The organism is Rhodobium gokarnense (assembly GCF_025961475.1).
Taxonomy (GTDB): Bacteria; Pseudomonadota; Alphaproteobacteria; order Rhizobiales; family Rhodobiaceae; genus Rhodobium; species Rhodobium gokarnense.
In genome coordinates this window covers 70,021-95,093 of record NZ_JAOQNS010000002.1, presented here as the reverse complement: position 1 = coordinate 95,093, position 25,073 = coordinate 70,021, and the positions used below count along the sequence as shown (strand labels likewise).

At 64.1% G+C, this 25,073-nt stretch carries 19 protein-coding genes; 3 read left to right on the top strand and 16 right to left on the bottom strand.

Features of this window, described 5'->3' with window-relative positions; genetic code table 11:
- Positions 1 to 81: 81 nt before the first annotated feature.
- The 16 genes from M2319_RS03285 to M2319_RS03210 form a co-directional block, all read right to left on the bottom strand.
- Positions 82 to 1,386, bottom strand: coding sequence for an acetate/propionate family kinase (locus M2319_RS03285; protein WP_264600011.1), 1,305 nt, complete (start codon positions 1,384 to 1,386; stop codon positions 82 to 84).
- Positions 1,383 to 2,792: a bifunctional enoyl-CoA hydratase/phosphate acetyltransferase gene (locus tag M2319_RS03280; protein WP_264600010.1), complete on the bottom strand. Its 1,410-nt coding sequence runs from the start codon at positions 2,790 to 2,792 to the stop codon at positions 1,383 to 1,385. The genes M2319_RS03285 and M2319_RS03280 overlap by 4 nt, the downstream gene beginning before the upstream one ends.
- Before the next feature lie 426 nt (positions 2,793 to 3,218).
- Positions 3,219 to 5,153: a sigma 54-interacting transcriptional regulator gene (locus M2319_RS03275; RefSeq protein ID WP_264600009.1), complete on the bottom strand. Its 1,935-nt coding sequence runs from the start codon at positions 5,151 to 5,153 to the stop codon at positions 3,219 to 3,221.
- Between the two features lie 458 nt (positions 5,154 to 5,611).
- Entirely contained in the window at positions 5,612 to 6,709 is a 1,098-nt protein-coding gene (locus M2319_RS03270) for a mandelate racemase/muconate lactonizing enzyme family protein (protein WP_264600008.1), read from the bottom strand.
- A 337-nt stretch (positions 6,710 to 7,046) separates the two neighbouring features.
- Positions 7,047 to 7,853, bottom strand: coding sequence for an alpha/beta fold hydrolase (locus M2319_RS03265; RefSeq protein ID WP_264600007.1), 807 nt, complete (start codon positions 7,851 to 7,853; stop codon positions 7,047 to 7,049).
- A gap of 2 nt (positions 7,854 to 7,855) precedes the next feature.
- Positions 7,856 to 8,164: a hypothetical protein gene (locus tag M2319_RS03260; protein ID WP_264600006.1), complete on the bottom strand. Its 309-nt coding sequence runs from the start codon at positions 8,162 to 8,164 to the stop codon at positions 7,856 to 7,858.
- A 181-nt stretch (positions 8,165 to 8,345) separates the two neighbouring features.
- Positions 8,346 to 9,665, bottom strand: coding sequence for an MFS transporter (locus M2319_RS03255; protein WP_264600005.1), 1,320 nt, complete (start codon positions 9,663 to 9,665; stop codon positions 8,346 to 8,348).
- Between the two features lie 405 nt (positions 9,666 to 10,070).
- Positions 10,071 to 11,177, bottom strand: a complete 1,107-nt coding sequence (locus M2319_RS03250) for a muconate/chloromuconate family cycloisomerase (protein ID WP_264600004.1) — start codon at positions 11,175 to 11,177, stop codon at positions 10,071 to 10,073.
- A 31-nt stretch (positions 11,178 to 11,208) separates the two neighbouring features.
- Positions 11,209 to 12,438, bottom strand: coding sequence for an MFS transporter (locus M2319_RS03245; RefSeq protein WP_264600376.1), 1,230 nt, complete (start codon positions 12,436 to 12,438; stop codon positions 11,209 to 11,211).
- Between the two features lie 288 nt (positions 12,439 to 12,726).
- Positions 12,727 to 13,917, bottom strand: a complete 1,191-nt coding sequence (locus M2319_RS03240; RefSeq protein ID WP_264600003.1) for a CaiB/BaiF CoA transferase family protein — start codon at positions 13,915 to 13,917, stop codon at positions 12,727 to 12,729.
- A gap of 73 nt (positions 13,918 to 13,990) precedes the next feature.
- Entirely contained in the window at positions 13,991 to 15,175 is a 1,185-nt protein-coding gene (locus M2319_RS03235) for an acetyl-CoA acetyltransferase (protein ID WP_264600002.1), read from the bottom strand.
- Positions 15,175 to 16,608 carry a 3-oxoacyl-[acyl-carrier-protein] synthase III C-terminal domain-containing protein gene (locus M2319_RS03230; RefSeq protein WP_264600001.1) on the bottom strand — a complete coding sequence of 478 codons (1,434 nt, stop codon included), beginning with the start codon at positions 16,606 to 16,608 and terminating at the stop codon, positions 15,175 to 15,177. Before M2319_RS03230 ends, M2319_RS03235 begins: the two co-directional genes overlap by 1 nt.
- Before the next feature lie 627 nt (positions 16,609 to 17,235).
- Entirely contained in the window at positions 17,236 to 18,024 is a 789-nt protein-coding gene (locus M2319_RS03225) for an SDR family oxidoreductase (RefSeq protein WP_264600000.1), read from the bottom strand.
- Positions 18,025 to 18,086: 62 nt separating this feature from the next.
- Positions 18,087 to 19,580, bottom strand: a complete 1,494-nt coding sequence (locus M2319_RS03220; protein WP_264599999.1) for a sugar ABC transporter ATP-binding protein — start codon at positions 19,578 to 19,580, stop codon at positions 18,087 to 18,089.
- Between the two features lie 20 nt (positions 19,581 to 19,600).
- Positions 19,601 to 20,539: a sugar ABC transporter substrate-binding protein gene (locus M2319_RS03215; protein ID WP_264599998.1), complete on the bottom strand. Its 939-nt coding sequence runs from the start codon at positions 20,537 to 20,539 to the stop codon at positions 19,601 to 19,603.
- 127 nt (positions 20,540 to 20,666) lie between these two features.
- Entirely contained in the window at positions 20,667 to 21,641 is a 975-nt protein-coding gene (locus M2319_RS03210) for an ABC transporter permease (protein WP_406682068.1), read from the bottom strand.
- 185 nt (positions 21,642 to 21,826) lie between these two features.
- Between M2319_RS03210 and M2319_RS03205 the strand changes: the two genes are divergently transcribed.
- Genes M2319_RS03205 through M2319_RS03195 form a run of 3 tightly spaced genes read left to right on the top strand, consistent with a single transcriptional unit; the run spans position 21,827 to position 25,067 of the window.
- Positions 21,827 to 22,642 (top strand): transketolase, encoded by an 816-nt coding sequence (locus M2319_RS03205; RefSeq protein WP_264599997.1) that lies wholly within the window; start codon positions 21,827 to 21,829, stop codon positions 22,640 to 22,642.
- On the top strand, positions 22,639 to 23,589 hold the full coding sequence (locus tag M2319_RS03200; RefSeq protein WP_264599996.1) for a transketolase family protein: 951 nt from the start codon (positions 22,639 to 22,641) through the stop codon (positions 23,587 to 23,589). Before M2319_RS03205 ends, M2319_RS03200 begins: the two co-directional genes overlap by 4 nt.
- A gap of 5 nt (positions 23,590 to 23,594) precedes the next feature.
- Positions 23,595 to 25,067 carry an FGGY family carbohydrate kinase gene (locus M2319_RS03195; protein ID WP_264599995.1) on the top strand — a complete coding sequence of 491 codons (1,473 nt, stop codon included), beginning with the start codon at positions 23,595 to 23,597 and terminating at the stop codon, positions 25,065 to 25,067.
- The last annotated feature ends 6 nt before the right edge of the window (positions 25,068 to 25,073 follow it).

The following is a 25,073-nucleotide window of genomic DNA, read 5'->3' as shown; positions in this document are numbered from 1 at the left end:
TCATCCTGAGAACGGTCCGCAATCCGCACACCTTTCGATCTCTTCGTCTTTTGCGGCGGTTACAGTGCTCGACGCCACGGTTCAGGTCTCTTGCGCCTGCGCCGGTGCGGTACAGCACCCCTCACCGCTGCCGGACGCTCCCTCGATCTGTGCCGCCGGTCCGTGGCGGGCATCGCCGCGGTTCGTCAGCACATCGACCGTGTGCCGCGCGATCATGAATTCCTCGTCGGTGGCCATGACGTGGACCGGGAGGGACGCGTCGGTGGAGATCAGCGCCTCGTCGCCGGCGTTGCGCGCCCGATCGAGCTCGATGCCGAGCCATTCCAGATGGGCGCAGACCCCGGCGCGGACCGCCGCGGAGTGTTCGCCGATGCCGGCCGTGAAGACCAGCGCATCGATGCCGCCCATGGAACAGGCGAGCGCGCTGACTTCCTTGGCGACCCGCAGGCAGAAAAGGTCGACGGCCTCCGCGCAATGGGGATCGCTGCTGCCGAGAAGCACGCGCATGTCGTTGGAGACGCCGGAAACGCCGAGCAGGCCGGACTGGTGGTAGAGCAGCCGCTCCAGGTCGTTCACGTCCATGTCGAACTTGCGCATCAGATAGATCAGGATGCCGGGGTCAAGGCCGCCGGAGCGCGTGCCCATGGGAACGCCTTCCAAGACGGAAAAGCCCATGGTGGTGTCGATGCTGGTGCCGTCCTTGATGGCGCACAGGCTCGAGCCGTTGCCGAGATGGGCGACGACGACCCGGCCCGTGGCGAGGTCCGGATGGGTCGCGAGCAGTTGGCGCGCGATATATTCATAGGAAAGCCCATGGAACCCGTAGCGGCGGATGCCCGCCTCCGTCAGGTGCCTGGGGATGGCGTAGGTGGTCGCATGCGCCGGCTGGGCGTGGTGGAAAGCGGTATCGAAGCAGGCGACCTGGGGCAGGTCGCTCCGGCTCTCGGCCAGCACCTTGATCGCGGCAACGTTCTGCGGCTGGTGCAGGGGCGCGAGCGGGATGAGGGTTTCCAGCTCGGCCAGAACATCGTCCGTGATCCGCTCCGGGTGATGGAGGTTGGCGCCGCCGTGGACCACCCGGTGGCCGGCGGCCATGAGCGGCAGGTCCGCCGGCAGGTGGCGTTCGATCCACGATATCAGATGCGGCAGCAGCACCGGCACGCTGCCGGTGTCGCGATCGGCCCAGGATTCGTCGGCGATCGGTTCCCTGGCCGCGGTCTTGGCCGAGAGCCGCGCGTCGGTCCCGATGCCGGTCAACTGGCCGGCAAACAGCGGCGTGATTTCCCGGCCTTCCGGTTCGACCCGAAAGACGGTGAACTTGACGGAGGACGACCCGCTGTTGAGGACCAGGAGGGCGCCGCTGGTGAGATTGGCGTGAACGTTCACTTCGCTGCCTCCGTACCGGCCGCGCCGTTCCCGGTCGCCTTGTTGGCGAGCAGGACTGCAAGCGCGCAGGAGGCAAGCCTTGACGGCAGGCTGTCGGCCCGGCTGGTGAGCATGACGGGGACGGCGGCGCCGAGCACGATGCCGGCAGCATCGGCGTGGGCCAGGAACGACAACTGCTTGACGAGCATGTTGCCGGAGGCAAGTTCCGGCACCAGCAGGATGTCGGGCCGGCCGGCCACCGCGGAGCGGATGCCCTTGGTGCGCGCAGCCTCTGCTGAGATGGCATTGTCGAAGGCCAATGGGCCGTCAACGATGGCACCCGTTATCTGGCCGCGATCGGCCATCTTGCAGAGCGCTGCGGCATCGACAGTCGACTGGATTTTCGGATTGACCGTTTCCACCGCCGAAAGAACGGCAACGCGCGGCGTCTCGACGCCGAGAACCCGGGCAAGCTCGACGGCATTCTGGATGATGCCCGCCTTGTCGTCGGCTTCCGGGGCGATGTTGACGACGGCGTCGGTGATCAGGAGGGGCTTGGGATAGGTCGGCACCGACATGACGAAGACATGGCTGATGCGCTTTGATGTGCGCAGGCCCGTGTCGCGCCGCACGATCGCGCCCATCAGCTCGTCGGTGTGCAGCGCGCCCTTCATCACCGCGCCCACCTCGCCGTTCCTGGCGAGCGCCACCCCCTTGAGGGCGGCATCGATCGGGCTTGCCGCATCGACGATGCGATGGGCGGCGATATCAAGGCCGAGTTGCTCTGCCAGAACGCGCAGCTGCGCAAGCGGCCCGACGAGGACGGGATCGATGAGGCCCATGGCGGCGCCGGTTGAGGCCCCGCGAAGCGAGGTCTCGTCGCACGGGTAGACGACCGCCGTCGGCAAGGGCGGCAGGTCGGCGCATTTCGCGGTCAGCCGGGCGAGCTGGTCGTGGGCGATCCATTGCAGATCCGGCAATTCCACGCCCGCCTGGGCGACATGCTCGGACGGCGGAATGACGACCGCCGTGCCGGTGACCACCGGATCGCCTTTCTGGTTGTCACAGGAGCAGTCGAAGGTGACCCGCTCGTGCCCCTTTCCGTTGCGTCTCTTTTCGGCGACCCGGATGGTCGCCGTCACCGTGTCGCCGACGTGCAAGGGCGCGACGAAGGTCAGGGTCTGGCTGAGATAGATGGTGCCCGGGCCCGGCAGTCGCGTGCCGAGCAGGCCGGAGAACAGGGAACTCGTCCACATGCCGTGGCCGACCGGCTGGCGGAAGCGGGAGGCCGCACCGCCGGAGAAATGCAGCGGATCGACATTGCCGGACATGGCCGCGAACAGGTTGATGTCCGTGGGGGTCAGTTCGCGCTCGATGCTCGCGGTCTGGCCGACCTCCAGCTCGTCGAATGTCAGACTGGTCAGCAACCGATCTGCAAGGAAAGAGGGGGGCGTGGCGTTCATAGGATCATGTGCTCTTTTTGCTTTCAGGCAGACGTTTCCCGTTGCCGCGAAGATCGACTTCGCTAGCCGGAAGGATTTTCGGTTTTCGAGCATTGCCGGGCGCAGGAATGCCGTCTCAGCGAAGGGAGTTCGCAAGTTGCGTGCCAACACTTTCGTGGCTAATCCGCTGGGTCCGGCCGCACGCCATCTCAAATCTGAAACGGAAAGAATCTCAAAAGTTCATAAAAAACAATTATTTGTGCCGTTTCATTATTGAAACGCAGCGGCGCGCCATTTGCAACGGCGTCGCCGGTGCCCGCAGCCCCGAACGGGCACGCGGACAGGTCCGGCGACGGTCCTCGTCGCACGCCCAGCATCGCCGAGGCGATCTCAAGCTACTGGAGTCAAGCCCTAGTGGGTCGTCTCGCTGCGCACCTTGCGCCAGACCGAGGTGCGGCCGATCTTCAGCTGGGCGGCCACCGCGGCGAGATCGTTGTTGTTCCTGACCAGCATTTCGCCGACGACCTTGCGTTCCACCTCGCGGACCAGGTCCTTCAGGCCGCAATTCATGTCGACGGACAGCGTCATCACCTGCGGGTCGTCATTGCCGGAGACCTGCAGCATCTGTTCCAGCAACCCGGCCCATTCGGACGGCGCGCTCGCATTGTCGATCAGGAGCGAGATCCGCTCCAGGATGTTGGTGAGCTCGCGGATGTTGCCGGGCCAATCATAGGCGGTCAGGGCCGGAGCGATGGCGGCCATGATCTCCGGCGTCACCTGCATGCCGGACAGCGTCAGCAGCTTCTCGGCGATCAGCGAGATGTCCTCCTTGCGTTCGCGCAAGGGCGGTACTTTCAGGTTCAATACGTTGAGGCGATAGTAGAGATCGTCCCTGAAGGTGCCTTCCTGGACCTTTTGCAGAAGGTTCTTGTTGGTCGCGCTGATGATCCGGATGTCGACGGCGACGATCCGGTTGCTGCCGACGCGGCGGACCTCGCGCTCCTGCAAAACGCGCAACAGGCGCGCCTGCAGCGCGGCCGGCACTTCGCCGATCTCATCGAGGAAGATGGTGCCCTGGTGCGCCTCTTCGAAGAGCCCGGGCTTGCCTTCCTTTCTGGCGCCGGTGAAGGCGCCGCCCTCGTAGCCGAAGAGCTCGCTTTCCAAAAGGGTCTCGGGGATGGCGGCGCAGTTGATCGCAACGAACGGGCCCGTCGCGCGGTTGCTGGCCTGGTGCATGCTCTGGGCGAACATTTCCTTGCCGGTGCCCGATTCCCCCTCGATGACGACCGAGGCGGCGGCGCGGGCGTAGCGCTTCGCAAGGTCCTTGCAGCGGTTCATCTGCGGGTTTTGCGACAGGATGTCGTCGAAGCTGTAGCGGGGGACCATCCCCTTGCTGCGCAACTGGTTGCGGATCAACGCTTCCAGATGCTGGATCGTCGTGATGTCCTCGAACGAATAGACCGTGCCGATCCGGTTTTGGTCCAGCACCACGGGCTTTTGCCGGATCGCATAGGTGTTGCCCTGGATCTTCTTCAGGTAGCTCGGTTCCTTCTCCTCGGACATGAAGGTCATGGCGATGCCCGGATCCCGGACGATATCGCGGACGTTCCTGCCGATGACGTCCGCTTCTCCGGTCTTGCAGATCTTGGCGGCCGTGCCGTTGTAGATGACGACGTTCTTCTCGTTGTCGGTGACGACGATGCCTTCCGAGATCGAATCGAAGACCATTTCCAGCCGCGCCGCCTGGCTGCGCTCGCGCCGCCGGGCCCTGACGGCGTGCAGGGCTTCATGGACCGACCGGAAGATCGAATCCTCGTTGGGCGCGATCTTGACGCTGCGCAGCCCGACACGGTGCGCATGGGCGGAGGTGACGCCGCCGCCAAAACAGCAGTCGACGCCCTTCACGGCCGCATCTTCCACCAGCTTCGGGATTTCCTCGATATCCCAGAAGAAATACTGAATGACCTCGCACTGGAACAGTTTCTCGATGACATCGATGCCCGAGAACCGCTTGCGGTAACAAAATACCGCCACGCGGCGGAACGACGTGTTCAGATGATAGAGCGCGCAGACCAGGTCGAACGACGTGATCGGTATGGCGATGACCGGAATGCCGATGGTGCTGGCGGCGTGTTCCGCGGTGCCAGGCCGGCACAGCACGGCGTCCACCTGCGGTTCGATCTTGCGCGCCAGATCGGGAATGTCCGGAAAATCAGCGACGAAGGTGTGGGGACGAACGCCGCAATCCTTTGCGATCGTTTCAAACGTCTTGCCGATGTCGTCCCTGGTCTGAATGAGCGCGATGTCTATCGCATCGCCAAGCGATTCATGGCGGACTTTTTCCATTGTCGCCCTCGGTACTGCGGGTCCCGGCACGATGCGATGTGGCCTCGTCCCGCCCGCACGGCTGGTGTCTCGAGACGCCGGCGCCGCTGGCGCGCATTGTCATGCAGGGCGTTCGGACGGGCGTACCCTATTCTTCACTGCAGTAAGGAGCAAGTCACCTCCGCCGGCAGCGGCAATTTACTACAGGCAACCATGCATTTTTTTCGAAAAGAAACTTGCGCAGAAGCAAGAACTCCTTACACCATTTCGATGCATTCTACTTTTTCTTGCAACCGAATTTTTGTACTGACCCGTGCCGGACCTGATTCCCGACGGAGCATCGGGGGACGTGGTCTCTTTTGATGCCCCGCCGCGACCGGCGGCGGGGCGTAGACTTGCGCGGGCGTCATCTGTCGAAGAGGCCCGCCGCGACGGGGAGCCGATCGTTCGGCGCGGCAGGCCTCTTCGCTTCTGCCGCATCAAATCGAAATGGCGTACTGCTCCACCTTCTCCCAGTCGAGATCGACGCCCATGCCCGGCCCCTTGGGCAAGTGCATGTGCCCGTCCTCGATGACGAGCGGGGCCTTCAGCAGGGTGTCGCCCATGTTGTCGACATAGTAGGTGAGCTCGCAAGGAAGGCTGATCTGGCGGAAGGCGCTTGCGAACTGCAGGCCGGCGGCGGTGCCGAAATCGCACTCCGCCTGCAGGCTGACCTGCACCGGGATGTTGGCGCATTCGGCCAGGTGCACGATCTTTCGCGACAGGGTAAAGCCGGTGCGCGGGATCTTGATGCCGACCTGTCCGATCGCGCCGAGCCGGATCTGGCGATAGACGTCGGCGACGGTGAAGCTGCTTTCGTCGCTGAGGATCGGCACGTCGACCCGATCCGCGAGGTCCTTGCGGCCGGCATCGTCCGAGGCGGCCATCGGCTCTTCCAGGCAATCGATGACGCCCTCCAGCGCCTGCATCACGCGGATGGCATCCTGGCGCCCGTAGGCCATGTTGGCGTCGATGTAGAGGCGGGTGCCGGCCGGGCTGTTTGCCCGCATTTCCCGCAGGACGGCGATGTCCTCGTCCGGATGCGGGCCGCCCTTGACCTTGAACGCGCGGTAGCCTGCGTCGACCTTGGCCTTCATCTCCGCGATCATTTCGTCGACCGGACCGAAGCCGATCTGCCAGCAGAGCGGCACCTTGGTGCGGTAGGGCCCGCCGAGGAATTCGGCGACCGAGACGTTGAGCAGCCTGGCGTTCAGATCGTAGAGAGCGACGTCGATGGCGCCCTTGGCCGCCAGGTTCCAGGGCATGTATTCGAACTTCTCCCAGATCGCCTGGAAATTGAACGAGTCCTGCCCGACGATCATCGGCTTCAGGTGTTTGGTGAGGGCGTAATACATGCCCTCCTGGGTCTCGCCGTAGATCATCGGCCGGGGAATAGCCTCCGACAGCCCGAAGCTGCCGTCCTCGGCGACGATCTTGACGATCAGGTGTTCGGCCGCCGGCAGCGACCCCGCGGCCCAGACCACCACCCGCTTATTGGGCAGCTTGAACGGGATGACCTCCATGTCGACGATACGCATGGTTCTGTGTCCTTTCGTGGGAAACATTGTGCTTGCCCGCAACCGGGAGCGCCTCCCGTGGCGGGTCCGTGCCGCCGGAAAGCGGAAGGGCTTTCCGGCGGGGGAACGCGCACAAGATCGAGGGGCGAGCACTGCATGGTGCGCCTGTTACTAAGGTGCGTTCCGGCCACGTCATGGCCGGACCGGCGACCGCAGGCACGGCATCGATCTCCTCAACGACCTTGCGCGTCGTTTCCGGTCCGCAGCAGGTACCGGGACCGGTGGACTTCCGAGGCCGGCGGGAACCAGCGGGACCGCCGAAACGGCCCGCTGCCCGGCCACGGAAAGGCAAGACGCATCAGATCGACGTCAGGAACTCGTCGAGGTGCTCGGCGACGACCTGCGGGTTCTCGACGGCGAGGAAGTGGCCGTAATCGGCGATGGGCTTGTAGACGACCCGTTCCGCGTTGACCAAACGCGACATGGTCTCCTCGACCATCTTTTCCGTGACGATGGCATCGTCGACACCGTGGACGACGAGGACGGGACAGGTGATCTTGTCCATGGTGCCGCGGACGTCGAAGCCGTTGTACTGGGAGAGGTCGCCCTGCTTGGTGACGCTGATCTCCTGGGCGACGCCCCACATGATGAAGTCGCGCGCTTCCTGGGGGCAGGCACGCCCGATCAGGCACTCGGAAAACTCCACATGGGAGTGCTGGGCGCTGACATAGGGGTGGTTGAGCAGTTCCAGGATCGAGGCATCGATCGTCGGCGTGTAGTCCGCGCCCTGCATCGACAGGATCGCACCGACCGGATAGTTCTGGGCGATGTAGTAGACGATGTTGCCGCCCATCGAGCAGCCAACGATAATCGGCTTTTCGATCTCCAGCGCTTCGGCGACCGCCCAGACGAAATCGCCGTAGTCGCGATAGTTGTCGACGACCTTGTTGCCGGGAAGCGGCCAGCTCTTGCCATGCGCCGGCATGTCGAAGGAATACATCTTGTACTTGTCTTCGAGCAGCTCGAACATGCCGTGATACTGGCGGTTTTCACGCCCTGCCGTGTGCAGGCAGATGATGGTGTGCTTGCCGTCGGCGGGACCGTCATTGGTCTCGAAGTAGGTCTTGATCCCTTTGACGGTTTTATAGAAACCCGTGATAGCCATTGTTATGCCTCCACTTTCTTACCGGCAGTGCCTTGTTCTTCGAGAACTTCCGAAAAGACCCGGCAGAGATAGGCAAGGGAATTGAAGTTCTGGCGGGTGCGCAGCGGCGCACCCAGCAGGGTCAGATTGTTGGGATTGATCTTGGTGATCGAGACGGTCAGGCTCTTGCGCTCGGAAAACTGCCGCCAGTCCTTGGCCGCACCGGCCACGCCGAGGTCGATGCCCGTGTTCGGCACGCCGGCCTGGATGGCGATGACCTTTCCCTGGTGCAGCGACAGGGTGAACGCCTCGTCGTCATATTTCAGGGTCATGTCTCCGGTAAAGAACCGCCCGAAATACCGATTGGCGAATGTGTCAGCGCAGGTGGTATTAATTCTGCGACCGAGCTCTTCTATTGCTTTCATCATGGTCTTGCTCTCGCTTCTTATTCGGCATCAACGAAGATGTTGAAGCCCGTGTTTTTTGGTAAAGGGTGGGATATCTCCTTGAATTCTACCTGACGATCTCGGTCAGTTCCTTGCGTGCGGTTTCCATTCCGAAGATATAGATGGTCGGGACCATGAGCAGGGCGCCGATCGCGGCGGTCAGCTCTGCGGTCGTCGGGCTGAACTGCTGGGCGACGATGCCGAGCCCCATCATCGAGAAGACGGCCGTCAACCGACCGATGCCGATGGCGATACTGGTTCCCGTCGCGCGCACATGCGTGGGGAAGATTTCGCTGGAATAGGCGATCAGGATGGAGTGGAGGCCGACGCCGGTGCCGATCAGGGCCGTGGCAACATAAAGGAGCTGCACATTGGGGACTTCCATCGAGTTGGAGAAGTACATGGTCGATGCACCGCACATGATCAACAGCGAGAACACCAGCATGGCGGCACGACGGCCGATGAGATCGCCAACCCGCCCGGCAAGGGCGTAGCTGAACACCGCAATACCCCACATCAGCATGCTCATCCGACCGCGCGTGACGGCGTCCATGCCGAAGTCCTGGGAAAGGGCGACGAGGAACCAGGTCACGTTGCCCCAGGCCCAGAAGGCGCCGAGGGAATGGAGGGTCATCGCAATGAACGTGTTCTTGCGGTAGGCCGGCTTGAACAGCTCGCGAATGTTGACCTTCTTCTGGTTCGGGTCCTCAACCGTCTCCTTTCCAAGCGCCTTCAGACGCTCGACCTCTGCGCGGGCCGCCTTCCACTGCTGGCTTTCCTGCAGGACGAAGAGAATGGGGATGATGATGAGCACCGCCACGATCGCCGTCATGGAGAATGCGCGCCAGGTGAAGCCCATCGACATCATGGTGGTGAACAGCGCCGCGCACATGAAGAAGCCCAGCGGCGTGCCGGCCTGCATGAGGCCGAGAAGCGTTCCGCGCATCCTTGCCGGAGCGATTTCCGACAGATGCGACGCGCCGATGCCCCACTGGCAGGTCTGCCCGTGGGAGGAAAGGAAGCGCAGCGGCAGCAGAGCCACGATGCTGTGGGTCAAACCGATCATGCTGTTGAAGACAACGGCCATGGCGACACTCAGCGCCATGCCGATCTTGCGTCCGTGCCGGTCGGCCACCAGCGGCAGCCAGAGGGCGCTGAAGAACCCACCGAACGAAAAGACGCTGGCAACCAGGCCGATCTGGGTGGAGGTGTATTGCATTTCCTCCATCATGCCGGGGACGGCGAGCTGGAAGGTGTTGCTGAAATTCACGAGGCACCAGCCCAGCGTGACGATGACGAAGGACGTCACGACATACCTGGTCGAATAGGTGATTTTCGCAGGTTCTGCCGCGACGGCGGCATCGTTGTTAGTCAGTGTCGTAGCCATGCGTTTTCTCCTGGACGCAAAGCGCCCCTTAGATGATTTGCTGGTCTTTCCGTGCGAGGACCTCTTCGGGGGTGAACCCGAAAACCGGTCCGGACACTTCCTGGTTGTGCTGGCCTAGGGTTGGCGCTGGCGACACCGAGGTCGACACCGGTGTTGGGGATGCCGGCCTGCAGGGCGGCAGCCTTGCCGCGATGGAAGGACAGCGTGAAGGCATCGGCGTCGTATTTGACGGTGATGTCACCAGCGAAGAACTTGCCGAATTACTGTTCGGAGACCTTTTCGGCGCGTTCCCCAGTCAGCTGGCGGCTGAACTCCTCAAGCAACTTCCACGACTTTTTTCTCTTTCGTTGGACGTGTCTTGGTCGCGATTTGCGCCCAAGACACGTCGCACTCATCCGCGAACGGCTATTTCCGCCGGTAGAACGTCAACTTGTCCTCATCGATCGTTGCGCCGAAGCCGGGCTTGCGCGGAACCGTGATCGCAAAGTTCCGGTATTCCGGCTGTTCAACCGTGATCGAATCCTTGAACAGAAGCGGTCCGAACATCTGGCAGCCCCAGTCGAGACGCACGATCGTCGAATAGAACTGGATGCACGCAAATGTTCCCAGTGTGCTTTCCAGCATCGTGCCGCCAAACATCGTTATTCCGGCGGCCTCGGCGACGGCCGCCACCTTTTTCGTCCGATGCAGGCCGCCATGCTTGGTTATCTTGATGGAGAACGCATCGGCCGCCCGGTTCCGCGCAAATGCCATTGCGCTTTCCAGGGTGTCGATCGCTTCGTCGGCCATGATCGGGATCGTGTGGCGTTCCGTGAGGCGCCGCATGCCGTCGACGTCGGAGCGCGGCAGGGGCTGCTCGATGAGCGCGATCCCTCCGGCTTCGAGCCGTTCGATGCACCAGTTTGCCGTCGCTTCGTTCCAGCACTGGTTGGCATCGGCGTGCACAATGGCCCTGTCGCCGAGCGCCGCCTTGACGGCCAGCGCCCGTTCGACATCGTCCTTGGGATCCGCGCGGCCGAGTTTCACGAGGAAGCGGTTGTTCGAGCCGGCCGCCATCGCCTCCTCGGCAAGGGCGATGTCCTTTTCGGCGACGCCATTGCCGAGGACCCGCAAGACGGGAATGCTCTCGCGGACCGAGCCTCCGAACAGCACCGCCGCAGGGACGTTCAGCGTTCGGGCGACGAGATCGACACATGCCATTTCGATCACGCCCTTGGCACACCAGTTGTCCTTGAGGATGCCGTCCATGACGGCGAGAATTTCCTCGATGTTGGCCGGGTCCCGGCCGATAAGAGGCGGTGCCAGGTAGTGTTCGACAGCGGCCTGAACGCCCTCGATCGTTTCCGATCCATAGCGAAGCACCACACTGGCTTCGCCGAGGCCTTCCAGTCCGTTGTCGCCCTTGACCCGGACCAGAAGCATGCTTTGCGTCGTGATCGTCACCATCGCAAGCTTGTGCGGATGCTTCGTGGGAAGATCGAATACGACCGTCTCAATAGCTGCAATCTTCATCTCAGTTCCTCCGTTGCCCTTCTGCAGCCGTTCAGGCCGATTGCGAGGTTCTCAAAGCGGCCGCGGGGACGGCGACGAGGACGATGACGCCGGAGATCACCAACAGGATGCCGATCGCTGCCAGTCCGCCGTAGAAGCTACCGGCCAGATTGTTCGACCAGCCGACGATGATCGGGCTGAGAAAACCGCCCGCGGCGCCGCAGCTGCTGACAAATCCGATGCCGCCTGCCTTGGAGGAGGACGACAGATAGGTCGGGGGAATGGTCCAGAAGACCGTGACCGAGGCCCAGATGCCGCCTGTGGCAATGCAGAGCAGAAGGATGGTGACGGTGACGCTGTCCGCGAAATAGCTGAGGACCGCCAGGCTGATGCCCGCTGCCCACATGACGGCTGCGAAGTGCCATCTGCGTTCCATCTTCTTGTCGGAATGCCAGCCCCAGACGTTCATCGCGACGACGGCCATAACGAACGGAATAGCGGTCAGCACGCCGAACAGGGATGCGTCGGTGCCGATACCCTTCAGAATGGTGGGAATCCACAACGCAACGGCCTGGCAGCCAGCCAACACGGCCAGGTAGGAAACGCCGAGGACGTAGATGCGCGGGTCCAGGAGGGCCTGCAAGACGTGACCTTTGCCCTTCTCCGGTTTTTTCTCCGACGCCGCCACCGTGTCGGCGACACACTTCTTTTCTTTCGCGGTCAGCCACTTGGCGTCTTCCGGCCTGTTGTCGATATAGAAGAACACGAAGATGCCGATTAAGATCGCCGGAATGCCTTCATAGATCAGCAGAATTTGCCAACCGCGCAGGCCATGCAGTCCATCGAGGGTCAGCAGCCATCCGGAAATGAGGCTGCCGAAAATGCCGGAGACCGGCGCGCCCATCGCAAACAGGGAGGTGATGCGGCCGCGACGTTCGGCGGGGAACCAATAGCTCAGATACAGAATGATGCCGGGGAAGGCGCCCGCTTCCGCCACACCCAGCAGGAAGCGCAGGATGTAGTAGTGGGTGGGCGTCTGCATGAAGGCCGTGCTGGCCGAAATGGCGCCCCAAAGGATCATGATCCGCGACAGGGTGATCTTCGCGCCATGCTTGTCGAGATAGAGATTGCTGGGCATCTCGAACAGCGCGTATCCCAGGTAGAACACGCCGGCGCCGAAGCCGTATGTGAATTCGCCAAAGGAAAGATCTTCGATAAACTGCAGCTTTGCGAAAGCCACGTTCACCCTATCCACATATGCAATGAAGTATATCAGGACCATAAGAGGGACGATCCTGAGGGTAATTCTCTTGAATAATTGATTCTTGTCGACGTCGCCGTCAGGCGACACAGTCGCTACCATCTCAGACATAACACATTCGCCTTTTGCTGGTTGTTTGTTTTACTTCTTGTTGTCGGCGGCTTACTTAGTCCATCTCAGAACGGACTTGTTGCCGTTCGGATTGGTGCTTGTGACGGTTCAGGCGCTCCTCCATTGCATTCCCGGCAACGACCGTTTCGGGAGGATTTCGGTGGACATCCATCGGCAGGCGTCTTCTGCGCCGCGCGGTCAGATGATCTTTGCGGCCTTCCACGCCCTGACGTCGTCGGGCGCGAACCCGAACGTCGACTGATAGACGTCGTCGTTGTGCTGGCCGAGGGTCGGCGCCGGCGACCTGACGACGGCGTCGGTTTCCGACAGGCGGAGCGCGGAATTGGTGATCCGTACCCGGCCGGCCTTGGGATGGTCGGTCTCGACGAACATGCCGCGCGCGTCGGCGATATGCGGATCCGTGCAGACCTGCTTGACGTCGAGAATGGGCGCCGCCGGGACCTTGGCGGCGAGCAGCGCCTCGACGAGGTCCGCGACCTTGCGCGTCGCCGACCATTTCTCGATGTGCTTCTTCAGTTCCTTGCCGTTCTGGACGCGCTTGAAGTTCGTCTCGAACTCCGGCATGTCGAGCAGCTCCGGCATCTCCATGAGATCGACCAGGACGCGCCACAGCTTGTCGTTGCCGACGGTGATGACGAACCAGCCGTCGGCGGCGCGGAAGGAATCCGCCGGCGCGGCCGACTCGTAGGAGTTGCCGCGGCGCTGCGGCACGCGGTTGTCGACCAGATAATGCTGGTTGAGCGTCATCATGCTCGTCACCAGCGTGTCCTGCAGGGAGATGTCGATCATCTGGCCGCGGCCGCTGGAATGGCGATGGTTGAGGGCGGCGAGGACGCCCATCGCGCCGGTCATGCCGCCCATGACGTCGCAGACCGGTCCGCCGGCACGCAGCGGCTCGCCGTCCGCCTCGCCCGTCACGCTCATCAGGCCGCTCATCGCCTGGCCGATGAGGTCGTAGCCGGGAAGCTGGCTGTAGGGGCCGTGCTGTCCGAAACCGGAGATGGCCACATAGATGATCTTCGGATTGATCTCTTTCAGAACCTCGTAGTCGAGGCCGAGCTTCTTCATCGTGCCGGGCTTGAAGTTCTCGATCACGACGTCGGACGTCTCGACCATCTTGAGGAAGATGTCCTTGCCGGTCTTGAGGTTGAGCGTGACCCCCTTCTTCGACCGGTTGAGGTTCATGAAGTAGGAACTCTCGCCGTTGACGAAGGGGTTGAACTGGCGCGCGTCGTCGCCGGAGCCCGGCTGCTCGACCTTGATGACCTCCGCGCCGAGATCGGCGAGGAGCGCTCCGCAAAGGGGGCCCGCCAGGACGCGCGTGAGGTCAAGGACCCGCACGTTGGCGAGTGCACGGTTCTCATTCATTTTCTTGAAACTCCTGGGATTTTGACTTCGGGACCGGAGCGCGGCCGCTTGGCCGCGCCTCAGGGTTGGTCCCTCAGCCCGTTTCGTTTCCGGCGATCAGCACGGCGCTGATCTGCGGGCCGCCGCCGAAGGTGTGCGACAGGCCCCGGGCGGCGTTGGCGATCTGCCGGCGCGGATCGTCGACCTTGTGCTGGAGCTGCTTGTAGATCTCGTAGGTCATGCGCAGGCCGCTGGCGCCGATCGGATGGCCGAAGCACTTCAGGCCGCCGTCGACATTGACCGGCAGATCGCCGGAGAGTTCGAAGGCACCGGCGTCGATGTCCCGGCGCGCGCAGCCCCGCTCGCTGAAGCCGAAATCCTCGTAGATCAGCATTTCCGTGATCGTGAAGCAGTCATGGACTTCGGCGAGATCCAGCTCGCGGCGGGGGTCCTTGATGCCGGCCATCGCGTAGGCCTTCGACGACGATTTGCGCAACGCGTTGAAGCTGGTCCAGTCGAAGTCCGGTCGATGGTGGGGCAGCATCGCGTCCATCGCCACGCCGAGCCCCTTGACGTAGATCGGGTCGTCGCGCAGGGCCTTGGCGTTGTCGGCGCGTGTGATGATCGCGCAGGCGGAGCCGTCGCTGTTGCCGCAGCAGTCCAAGAGGCCGAGCGGCGTCGCCACGATGGGGGCCGACAGCACCTGTTCGAGCGTCAGTTCCTTATGGAAGTGCGCCTTCGGCGCCAGCATGCCGTTGCGGTGGTTCTTGACGGCGATCTTGCCGATCGTCTGCCGGCCTTCCTCGTAGGAAAGGCCGTATTGCTCGAAATAGCGCGTCGCGATGAGGGCGAACGACCCCGGCGCGGTGCGGCGTGCTTCGGTGACCGGGTTCATGCCGCGGCCGGCGCCGAGGCCGGGAAAGCCGGTATCCTTCAGCTTCTCGACGCCGAGGGCCATGACCACGTCGAACATGCCGCTGGCGACCGCCATGCAGGCCTCGAACAGGGCGATGTGGCCGGAGGTGCAGTAGTTCTCGTTGCGGAGCAGCGGAATGCCGCCGAGCTTGAGCGCGTCCACGACCTGGGAGGCGGCCAGACCGCCGACCGGGGCATAGGCCTGGCCGACGAAAACGGCTTCGATGTCCTCGGGCCCGACGCCGGCATCCTCATAGGCCTCATAAGCCGATTCGATGGCGAGGTCGGCGACGCCGCAGTCCCAGCGTTCGCCGAACTTCGAGCAGCCCATGCCGACGATGGCAACTTTATCCTTCAAGGACATCATTCGCCCTCCGCGCTCGCCGCCGGGCGGCATTTCCAGTAGTAATTGATGTAGTTCCCGCCTTCGTAGATCTTGCGGAAGGTGAACTCGACCGGCATCCCGACCTTGACGTCTTCGGCGTCGAAGTCCGTCATCAGCATGTAGTAGCGGGTCTTCTCGTCGTCTTCGCAGACGGTCTGGACGACGACCGGGTCGTCGCTGCGCCCGGCCAGCCTGTCGATCGAGTAGGTGAAGACGCGCGCCGTCCTGTCGGACAGGCGGACAAGCTCGAAATCGTCCTTGCTGCGGCAGGTCGGGCAGATGCGGTTGGTCGGCGTCGTGGTCGTGCCGCACCGGTAGCATTTGCTGCCGTGCAGGCGCAGCAGCGATGCCTGGTCGCGCCAATAGGCGGATGTGGAGGGAAAGGTGCGGAACGGTTCGCCCGGCTGGGTTTCCAGAAGACCGCGGAAGGACAGGAAGCGGCTGTAGGAGTCCAGCGGCCGGCCGCGCGCCAGGTTGCGCGCCACGACCGCGTCCTTTTGCTGTTCGAGCACCGCTTCGGTCACCTCGAACAGGAAGGCGTCGGCACCGTAGCCGTAGGACGCAAGGAGGATGAGGTCGCCGGGGCGGGCCGTTTCCAAAGCGCTCGCCAAGAGCAGGAGGGGCTGCGCGGCGGCGCAGTATCCGACCTGCATCATGAGCGGGTCGACAAGCCGCTCGGGAGCAAATCCGAGGCGCTTGGCAACCTGGGAGCCGTCGCGCAGGCCCGGCGACGCCAGAACCAGCTTCGAGATCTGCTCGGGTACGAGCCCGGCCCGCGACAGGAGGCCGTCGATGACGTCCGACATGGCGCGGCTGTAGCCCTTGTCCTTCGCAAAGCGGCCTTCAGCCGTGTGCGGGAACCGATCGTCGGCGTTGCGCCAACTGTCGAGGATCTCGTTGTTGACCGAGTAGCCGGCCCGATAGACCGCAACGAGGTCCTCGGCGGCGACCAGGACGGCGGCGCCGGCGTCTCCGGCGAGCTGTTCCTGGTCAGATTTCGGATAGCCGAGCGGACAATCGGCGGCCGTTACGACGACGCGGTCGTTGGTCCCGGCCGCGACGGCATCCAGCGCCGCTTTCAGGGCACTGGTTCCGGCGCGCGCGCTGGCGCCGAAATCGGCGGTGTGGACGGTATCCTTGAGATCGGCCGCGACGGCCGCAAGGCCGGCACTCGACTTCTCCGCATAGGGGGGCGTCGTGGAGGCGAACAGAAGGGCGTCGACCGTTTCCCTCTGCGTTCCCCTGAGGCAACTGACGGCGGCTGCGACCGCCAGCGTCAAGCTGTCTTCATCGGTGTTCGCGACGCTTCGCTCGCCCTTGAGAGCCGGGCGCTCCCAGGCTTTCGCGATCGTCTCCCGCTTCATGCGATAGGACGGGATATAGACGCCGGTCCTCGCAATTCCTACATTCATTAAGCTGTCTCCTTCGCCGTGTTTACGACAGCAAGGAAACGGAAAAGGCTGGCTTCCTGCTGGCGTGCCGCAGCACACCCCGGGCTTAGCAAGCAATGTGCCAGCAAAAATTTCAGGAGTTCTGCGGGATTCGCCGGCAGCCAATTTCAATATTGAAACGACTATTTAGAAATTATTCTTTTTCAACAATCAGTTGCTTTGTTTCATTTTTGGAACGAGCCCTCGTGTTTTTGCAACGAAAGACGGGGGTTCCGGCGCCGTCCGGTGACCGGCGGGGCTGGTGAAACCGGCACCCGGTCCGGACCGCTATGTGGAGCTAAGGATCGATTTCGGCATCGGCCATAGCGCCCCGTCGGAACCGGAGCGGCCGGGGCTTTCGCAATGGCGCTGCCAATGTCGGCGGCCGCGATCGGGAACCGTTCCCGCATCGCCGGCAAGCGCTTAGCCGGAGGCCCCGTCCGGTGGCGCCGGCCCGTCACTCGCCAAATATGACGACGCTTTTCTCCCCGAAAGCACGAAGGCCTGAGGAGGATAGGGGTGGAGGATTTCTGACGGCGCAGAACTGGTGCGGCGGCCGGCCGGCCAACCGCGGCGCAACATCATTCAAGGACGCATAAGACGGGTCGATTACCAGCAGCAGAAGCCGCCATCGACCAGGAGATCGACGCCGGTGCAGTAGGACGACGCGTCGCTGGCGAGGAACACCGCCGGGCCGACCATCTCGTCGACGCTCGCCATCCGGCCCATCGGCGTCTGGCTCTCGAATTCCTTGGTCTGGTGGACCATTTCCGGGCGCGTGTTCATCGGCGTTGCGGTGTAGCCCGGGCTGATGGAATTGACCCGGATGCCGCGATCGACCCACTCCATCGCCATGCTCTTCGACAGGTGGATGACGCCGGCCTTGGAAGAGTTGTAGTGCACCTGCATCAGGCCGCGATTGACGATGACGCCGGACATGGAGGCGATGTTGATGATCGAGCCGCCGCCGGTCTTCAGCATCGCCCGGGCCTCGGCCTGGCAGGACAGGAACACGCCCTTCAGGTTGATCTCCATCAGCGTGTCGAACTGCTCCTCCTCCATCTCCTCGGCCGGATTGGCGTTGGCGATGCCGGCGGCGTTGACGGCGATCTTGAGCGGCCCGAGGTCCGCCTCGGTCCGGGCGACGGCCTCGGCAAGCGCGGCCTTCTTCGTCACGTCGGCGGTGATCAGGAGGGATTTGCGGCCGGCCTTGTCGATGTGGGAAGCGGTGTCGGCAAGGCCGTCGTCCTCGCGCCTATCAAGGCAGGCGACGTCAGCGCCGCACTGGGCAAGGCCGATGGCGATGCGCTGGCCGATGCCACTGCCGGCCCCGGTCACCAGCGCCACCCTGCCGGAAAGATCGAACAGCTTCGGCGCGTTGAGTGTGATGTCTTCCATGTTTCTTCCCTCAGGCTCTCAAGGGCGCCGGATCGCCTCGCGTTTCCGCGGGACCCGCGCCGTCAACTGGTGGCCAGTTCCATCACCGAGACTTCGCTCGCCTCATTGCGCTCCAGAATGCCGGTCTGGCGGCCGTGCGACATGACGAGGATGCGGTTGGAAACGCCGAGCACCTCTTCCAGGTCGGAGCTGACGACGATGACCCCGACGCCCCGTTCCGCCAGCTCCACGATGATGTCGTAGATCGAGGAGCGGGCGCCGACGTCGATCCCCCGGGTCGGCTCGTCGAGGACGACAATCTCCGGTCCGCGCGCCAGCCATTTGGCGATGACGAGCTTCTGCTGGTTGCCGCCGGAGAGCTCGTCCGCGTTCTGGTGCCAGTAGCCCTTGACGCCGAAGCGCTTGATGGCGTCCTGGGCAAATTCGATAAGCCGCTTCTTGCTGACGATGCCGCCCGAAGAGATCGACCGCTTGTTGGCGTAGCCGAGGTTTTCCGTCAGGCTGTGGTCGAGCACCAGCCCCTGCAGCTTGCGGTCCTCCGGCACCAGCACGATGCCGCGGCGGATCGCGTCGGCGGGCTTGCGCGGCGTGATGTCCTCGCCGTCGAGGCGGACGCGGCCTTCGGCGATCGGATCGGCGCCGACAAGGGCGCGCACCAGTTCCGTGCGGCCGGCGCCGACGAGCCCCGCAATTCCGAAGATCTCGCCCTTCCTGACGTCGAAATTGACGTCGTTGAAGGCGCCGGTTGGCGCGCTGAGGTTTTCCACCTCAAGGACGATCTCGTCCTGCGGCTCCGGGATCGGCGGGAACATCCGGCCGAGCGTGCGGCCGACCATGCTTTCAACGATCGTGCGCACCGGCACGTCGCCGCTGTCGAACTCGTTGACCTTCTCGCCGTCGCGCAACACGACGATGCGGTCGGCGACCCGGGCGATCTCTTCCAGCCGGTGGGAAATGTAGATGATGCCGACGCCTTCCGCCTTCAGCCGCCGGATCTGCTCGAACAGCTTTTCGGTCTCCGCGCCGCCAAGCGCCGAGGTCGGCTCGTCGAGGATCAGGAGGCGGGCATTGAGCGCCAGCCGCTTGGCGATCTCGATGAGCTGCTGGGCCGCCGTCGACAGGCCGTCGACGAGGCGCGTTGCCGGGATCTTGAGGCCGAGCCGGTCAAGCTGCTCCTGGGCGTCATGCACCATCTTGGCGCGGTCGACGACGCCGTTCTTCGTCGGCCAGCGGCCGACGAAGACGTTTTCGGCGATCGACAGGTGCGGCAGCAGCCGCAGTTCCTGGTGAATGAGGCCGATACCGGCGTCGATCGCCTGGCGCGGCGAGGCCGGCTCGAACGGCTCGCCGAGCCATTCCATCCGGCCTGCCGTTGCCTGGATCGAGCCGGCGATGATGCCGGAAACCGTCGATTTCCCGGCACCGTTTTCGCCGAGCAGCGCCACGACCTCGCCCGCATGCACATCGAAGTCGATGCCGTGGAGGACCTCCAGTTGGCCGTAGCTTTTTCTGATGCCTTCAAGAGAAAGGATCGGCCGTTGGCTGGGTGAGGTCATGGCGCCGCTGTCCCGTTGGATCACGGATGGTTTTCGATGAACGGTCCGACGTTGTCCTGGGTCGTCAGCGTCGCTTCCAAGAGCTGCTCCTTCGGCACATCCTCACCCTTGACGAGGGCGATGGCGCTGTCGACCGCCAGGCGGCCCATATACTGGGTCTGCTGGGTGGCGGTGACGTCGAAGACGCCGTCGCGCAGGGCTTCGAGCGCAGCCGTGTCACCGTCGAAGCCGGCAACCCAGATGCGCTGCGGCAGGTTGGCGACCTTGACGGCCTGGGCGGCGCCGAGCGCCAGCGCATCGGCCTGGCCCCAGACGATGACGGTATCAGGATGGGCCTGCAGCATGTTCTGGGTGAGCTGGAAGCCCTCGTCCTGCGACCAGATCTGGCTCCACTGTTCGCCGACGACCTCGATGCCCGGGAACTCTTCGCGCGCCTGGGCACAGCCCTTGGCCCGGTCGACCTCAGGCGTGGTGCCCTTCTGTCCGTGCACGATCAGCATCTTTCCTTCGCCGCCGGCCTGCTCGAAGATGTGCTTGCAGACATTGTAGGCCGACTTGACGCTGTCGGAGGCGATGAAGGTATCGCCCGGCTCGCCGTCGGCGTTGCGGTCGACATTGATGACCGGGATGCCCTGGGCATGGGCGAGACGGGTCGGCACGGTCGCCGCGGCGGCGCCGGCCGGGATGTAGATCAGCGCGTCGATGTTCTGGGTCAGGAGGTCCTGCACCTGGCTGACCTGGGTGGCGCTGTCGCCCTTGGCGTCGACGGTGATCACCTCGATGCCCTTGGTCTCGGCGTAGGCTTCCACCGACTGCTTGATCTGGTTGAAGAAGTTGGCCTGCAGGTTGGCGACGGCAAGGCCGATCTTGTCCGGTTCATCCGCCGATGCGGCGCCGATCGTGCCGAGCGCCGTGGTTGCCGCAAGGGCAAATCCCAGTACCTTGTTCTTGAACGTCATTCGAAGTCTCCTCCGTTGGGGTTTGTCGAGGCCCCCGCGCCATTGGCGGCGGCCCGGTTCTGCCAGACCCTTTGCGGGCAGGTTATTGCGGGCGGACTGGTCGTCAGTCGGCCTCTGGCGAGATTCCTCACTTCTTTCTGAATGCTTCGGCGGCGACCGCGAGTGCGATGACGACGCCGATGACGACCTGCTGGGTGAACGGCGAGACGCCGAGCAGGTTGAGGCCGTTGCGCAGGACGCCGATGATCAGGACGCCGACCACGGTTCCGGCGATGCCGCCGGTGCCGCCGGAAAGGCTGGTGCCGCCGATCACCACTGCGGCGATGGTGTCGAGCTCATAGGTGAAGCCGGAGCTCGGCTGGACCGAGTCAAGGCGTGCGGCCAGAACGACGCCGGCAAGCCCGGCGAGCAGGCCGGAGATGACATAGACGCCGATCGTTGCCAGCTTGACGTTGATGCCGGCAAGCCGGGCGACCTCCGCGTTGCCGCCGATGGCATAGAGACTGCGCCCGCCGGTCGTAAACCTGAGGAACAGCCAGCCGAGCAGGAACACCACCATCATCAACCCGACGGTGACGGTCAAAAAGCCGCCATGGCGGATGATGGCCATCAGGTTGAACCAGGCGGGGAAGCCGACGATCTGCTGGCCGTCGGTGATCATGTTGGCAACGCCGCGGGCCATCGACATCATCGCCAGCGTGGCGACGAAGGCCGGCACCCCGAAGCCGGTGATCAGCACCCCCGAAATGACGCCGGTGAAGGCGGCAACGAAGAGCGCGCAGACGATCGCCAGCGGCAGCGGCACGCCCATGTAGTTCGAGAGGTAGCCCATCACCATCATGCCGAGGGCGAGAACGGAGCCGACGGCGAGATCGATGCCGCCGATCAGGATCACGAACGTCATGCCGACCGCCATGATGCCGAGCACGGTGATCTGGTCGAGGACGTTGAGCAGGTTCCTGACGGTAAAGAAGGAGTCGGTCGCCACCGCGAGAAAGGCGCACAACAGGACGAGGCCGATCAAGGGGCCGGTTGCTCCGCGAAGGGAGAGCAACGCCTTCAGCCTTGGTGCCGACTGGCCGACCATTGCAGAGTCGCTCATGCGTTTCCCCGTATAGAATATTTATGCACGCTGTTAGAAATATTCATACTAAGTCGTCGCCGGATTGTCAATTGGGTGGATATGCGCCCAATAGTCCCATTGGCGGTCGGCTCGCGGCGCTTGACAGAACGCAATAATGCATCGATAATTATACGCGAATAAATATTCAGAAAGAAGCTACCCCGATGCAAGATCTCAAGGCCATCGCAAACCGCATCCGGCGGCGTGACCTTCAGGCCGTGTTCGAAGCCGGTGCCGGTCATATCGGCGGCGAAATGTCGGCCATCGACATCCTCACGGCCCTCTACTTCCATGTCCTCGATGTCGACCCGACGGCCCCCAAGAAGCCCGACCGGGACCGGTTCGTGCTGTCCAAGGGACATACCGCAAACGCCCTTTACGTGACACTCGCCGAGGCCGGCTTCATCCCCAAGGAAGAGGTCGCGACCTTCCTAAAACCCTACTCCCGCCTCAACGGCCACCCCAACTGCACCAAGGTGCCTGGCGTGGAGACCAACACCGGGCCGCTCGGCCACGGCCTGCCGGTCGCCGTCGGCATGGCCAAGGCGGCGCAGATGAGCGGCGCCTCCTGGCGCACCTTCGTCCTGACCGGCGACGGCGAGATGCAGGAAGGCAGCAACTGGGAAGCGGCGATGGCCGCCGCCCATTTCAAGCTCGACAACCTCACCCTGATCATCGACCACAATCGCCTGCAGCAGGGCGCGCGGCTCGCCGACACCAACAATCTGGCGCCCATCGCGCCGCGCTTTGCGGCCTTCGGCTGGGCCGTCGACGAGATCGACGGCAACGACATGGACGCCATCGTCGCCGCCCTCGCCCCCGAGGCCCGGTTTGCCGGCAGACCGAAATGCGTCGTCGCCCACACCAACAAGGGCCAGGGCATCTCGTTCATGCGCGACCGGGTGGAGTGGCACCACAAGGTGCCGAACCGCGAGCAGTACGAACAGGCGATGAAGGAACTGGAGGCGGCCGCCCGATGAATGCCCAGACCAAGCTCTATGACTGCCGCGACGCCTTCGTCGGCACCCTTGAGGCGCTCGCCGAAGCCAATCCCGAGATCGTCGCCGTCTGCAACGATTCCGTCGGCTCCAGCAAGCTCGGCGGCTTTCGCGACAGATGGCCGGACCGTCTCGTCAATGTCGGCATCGCCGAGCAGAACATGGTCGGCGTCGGCGCCGGGCTTGCCAATGGCGGCAAGCTGCCGTTCGTGTGCGGCGCCGCCTGCTTCCTCACGGGCCGTGCCCTGGAGCAGATCAAGGCCGACATCGCCTATTCCAACGCCAATGTGAAGCTGTGCGGCATCAGCTCCGGCATGGCCTATGGCGAACTGGGGCCGACCCACCATTCGATCGAGGACTTCGCCTGGCTGCGGGCGCTGCCGAACCTGCCGGTGATCGCTCCGTGCGACCGCGCCGAGACGGCCGCCGCGACCCGCTTCGCCGCAAGCTATGACGGTCCGCTGTTCCTGCGCCTCAGCCGCGTCGGCGTGCCGGACATCCTGCCCGACGACCACGAGTTCACCCTCGGCAAGGCCAACCGCCTGCGCGAGGGGTCGGACCTCACCATCATCGCCAACGGCGTCCTCACCCACCGGGCGCTTGCCGCCGCCGACCTCCTTGCCGGCAGGGGCATCGAGGCCCGCGTCCTCAACATGGCGACCGTGCGCCCGATCGACGAGGAGGCGATCGGCGCCGCAGCAAGCGAGACCGGCGCGATCCTCACCTGTGAGGAACACACCGTTTTCGGCGGCCTCGGCAGCGCCGTTGCCGAAGTAGTCGTGCGCGGCCGGCCCGTGCCGATGGAGATTCTCGGCGTTCCCGGTATCTTCGCACCGACCGGATCGGCCAACTTCCTTCTCGATGAGTTCGGCATGTCGCCCGAAGGCATCGCCGAAAGTGCGGAGGCTCTCCTGAAACGGAAAGCGTAGCTGTCATGACAGAGCGTGCCATTCTCGCCGTTGACCAGGGTACCACCAACAGCAAGGCGATCCTCGTCGCCGGGGATGGCCGCGTTCTCGCCAGGGGCTCCGCCCCCGTTCCGATCGAGCACCCGCGCTCCGGCTGGGTGCAGCAGGACGGCGTCGCCATCTGGAACAGCGTGACGGACGCCATCGCGGCCTGCCGGAAGGCCGCCGGCGACGTCGAGATCACCGCCGTCGGCATCTCCAACCAGCGCGAGTCGGTGCTCGCCTGGGACCGCACCACCGGCCAGCCGGTCAGCCCGGTGCTCACCTGGCAGTGCCGGCGCACCGCGGCTGCTTGCGACGCGCTGCGCGAGGCCGGCCACGAGGAAAAAATCATCGCCCGCACGGGCCTGCCCCTCGACCCGCTGTTTCCGGCGCCGAAGATCCGCTGGATCTTCGACAATCTGCCGGACGGCCAGGGCGCCGGCAGCGTCTGTGTCGGTACCGTCGATTCCTGGCTGATCTGGAATTTCACCGGCGGCGCCGTCCATGCCTGCGACCGCTCCAACGCCGCCCGCACCCAGCTCTTCGACCTGGCGTCCGCCGCCTGGGACGACGAGCTCTGCGACATCTTCGGCGTCTCCGCCGCCCATCTGCCTGAGGTCTTCGATTCCTCCCACGTCTTCGGGGTCACCGCTGACGTTGCCGCCCTGCCGAACGGCATTCCGGTCGGCGGCGCCATCGGTGACTCCCACGGCGCCCTCTTCGGCCACGGCGCGTTCGGCACCGGCGACGGCAAGGTGACCTTCGGCACCGGCTCCTCGGTGATGACGACGATCCCGCAATTCGTCGCCCCGCCGCGCGGCATCACCACCACCATCGCCTGGTCCCTGAACGGCACCTCCACCTTCGCCTTCGAGGGCAACATCCTGGTCAGCGCCTCGGCTCTGCCCTGGGTCGTCACCCTGCTCGGCCTGAAGGACGTCGCCGAACTGCTCGACCTTGCGCAGAGCGTCGATGCGACCGACGGCGTCGCGCTGGTTCCTGCCTTCGTCGGCCTCGGCGCGCCGCACTGGAACGCCGATGCGCGCGGCCTCATCTGCGGCCTCGGCTTCAACAGCGGGCCGGCGCATCTCGCCCGCGCCGCCGCGGAAAGCATCCCGCTCCAGGTCGCCGACGTCTTCCGCATCGTGGAGCGCGAGGGCGGCGCCAAGGTCGGCCGGCTTTTCGTCGACGGCGGGCCGAGCTCGAACAAATTCCTGATGGGCCTCGTCGCCGGCTATCTCGACCACCCGGTGATCATCTGCGAGAGCACCGAGGCCTCTGCCCTCGGCGCCGCCTATCTCGCCGGCCTTGCCACCGGCATGTGGCCGTCGCTGGAGGCGATCTCGGCGCTTTCGGTCGGCACGGAGACGCTGTCGCAGCCGATGGACCCGGGAGCGCGACAGAAATCGCTCGACGACTGGCACCGGGCGATCGCCCGCGCCACGTTGAAAACTTGACTTGGA

What these genes read in the sequence shown, in the direction of transcription:
- M2319_RS03265 (WP_264600007.1), bottom strand. Translation starts at nt 7,853, where the DNA reads ATGGCTATCACGGGTTTCTATAAAACCGTCAAAGGGATCAAGACCTAC.
- M2319_RS03245 (WP_264600376.1), bottom strand. Translation starts at nt 12,438, where the DNA reads ATGGTCCTGATATACTTCATTGCATATGTGGATAGGGTGAACGTGGCT.
- M2319_RS03240 (WP_264600003.1), bottom strand. Translation starts at nt 13,917, where the DNA reads ATGAATGAGAACCGTGCACTCGCCAACGTGCGGGTCCTTGACCTCACG.
- M2319_RS03270 (WP_264600008.1), bottom strand. Translation starts at nt 6,709, where the DNA reads ATGCGTATCGTCGACATGGAGGTCATCCCGTTCAAGCTGCCCAATAAG.
- M2319_RS03195 (WP_264599995.1), top strand. Translation starts at nt 23,595, where the DNA reads ATGACAGAGCGTGCCATTCTCGCCGTTGACCAGGGTACCACCAACAGC.
- M2319_RS03220 (WP_264599999.1), bottom strand. Translation starts at nt 19,580, where the DNA reads ATGACCTCACCCAGCCAACGGCCGATCCTTTCTCTTGAAGGCATCAGA.
- M2319_RS03250 (WP_264600004.1), bottom strand. Translation starts at nt 11,177, where the DNA reads ATGAAGATTGCAGCTATTGAGACGGTCGTATTCGATCTTCCCACGAAG.
- M2319_RS03205 (WP_264599997.1), top strand. Translation starts at nt 21,827, where the DNA reads ATGCAAGATCTCAAGGCCATCGCAAACCGCATCCGGCGGCGTGACCTT.
- M2319_RS03215 (WP_264599998.1), bottom strand. Translation starts at nt 20,539, where the DNA reads ATGACGTTCAAGAACAAGGTACTGGGATTTGCCCTTGCGGCAACCACG.
- M2319_RS03200 (WP_264599996.1), top strand. Translation starts at nt 22,639, where the DNA reads ATGAATGCCCAGACCAAGCTCTATGACTGCCGCGACGCCTTCGTCGGC.
- M2319_RS03275 (WP_264600009.1), bottom strand. Translation starts at nt 5,153, where the DNA reads ATGGAAAAAGTCCGCCATGAATCGCTTGGCGATGCGATAGACATCGCG.
- M2319_RS03255 (WP_264600005.1), bottom strand. Translation starts at nt 9,665, where the DNA reads ATGGCTACGACACTGACTAACAACGATGCCGCCGTCGCGGCAGAACCT.
- M2319_RS03230 (WP_264600001.1), bottom strand. Translation starts at nt 16,608, where the DNA reads ATGAATGTAGGAATTGCGAGGACCGGCGTCTATATCCCGTCCTATCGC.
- M2319_RS03235 (WP_264600002.1), bottom strand. Translation starts at nt 15,175, where the DNA reads ATGTCCTTGAAGGATAAAGTTGCCATCGTCGGCATGGGCTGCTCGAAG.
- M2319_RS03260 (WP_264600006.1), bottom strand. Translation starts at nt 8,164, where the DNA reads ATGACCCTGAAATATGACGACGAGGCGTTCACCCTGTCGCTGCACCAG.
- M2319_RS03225 (WP_264600000.1), bottom strand. Translation starts at nt 18,024, where the DNA reads ATGGAAGACATCACACTCAACGCGCCGAAGCTGTTCGATCTTTCCGGC.
- M2319_RS03210 (WP_406682068.1), bottom strand. Translation starts at nt 21,641, where the DNA reads ATGAGCGACTCTGCAATGGTCGGCCAGTCGGCACCAAGGCTGAAGGCG.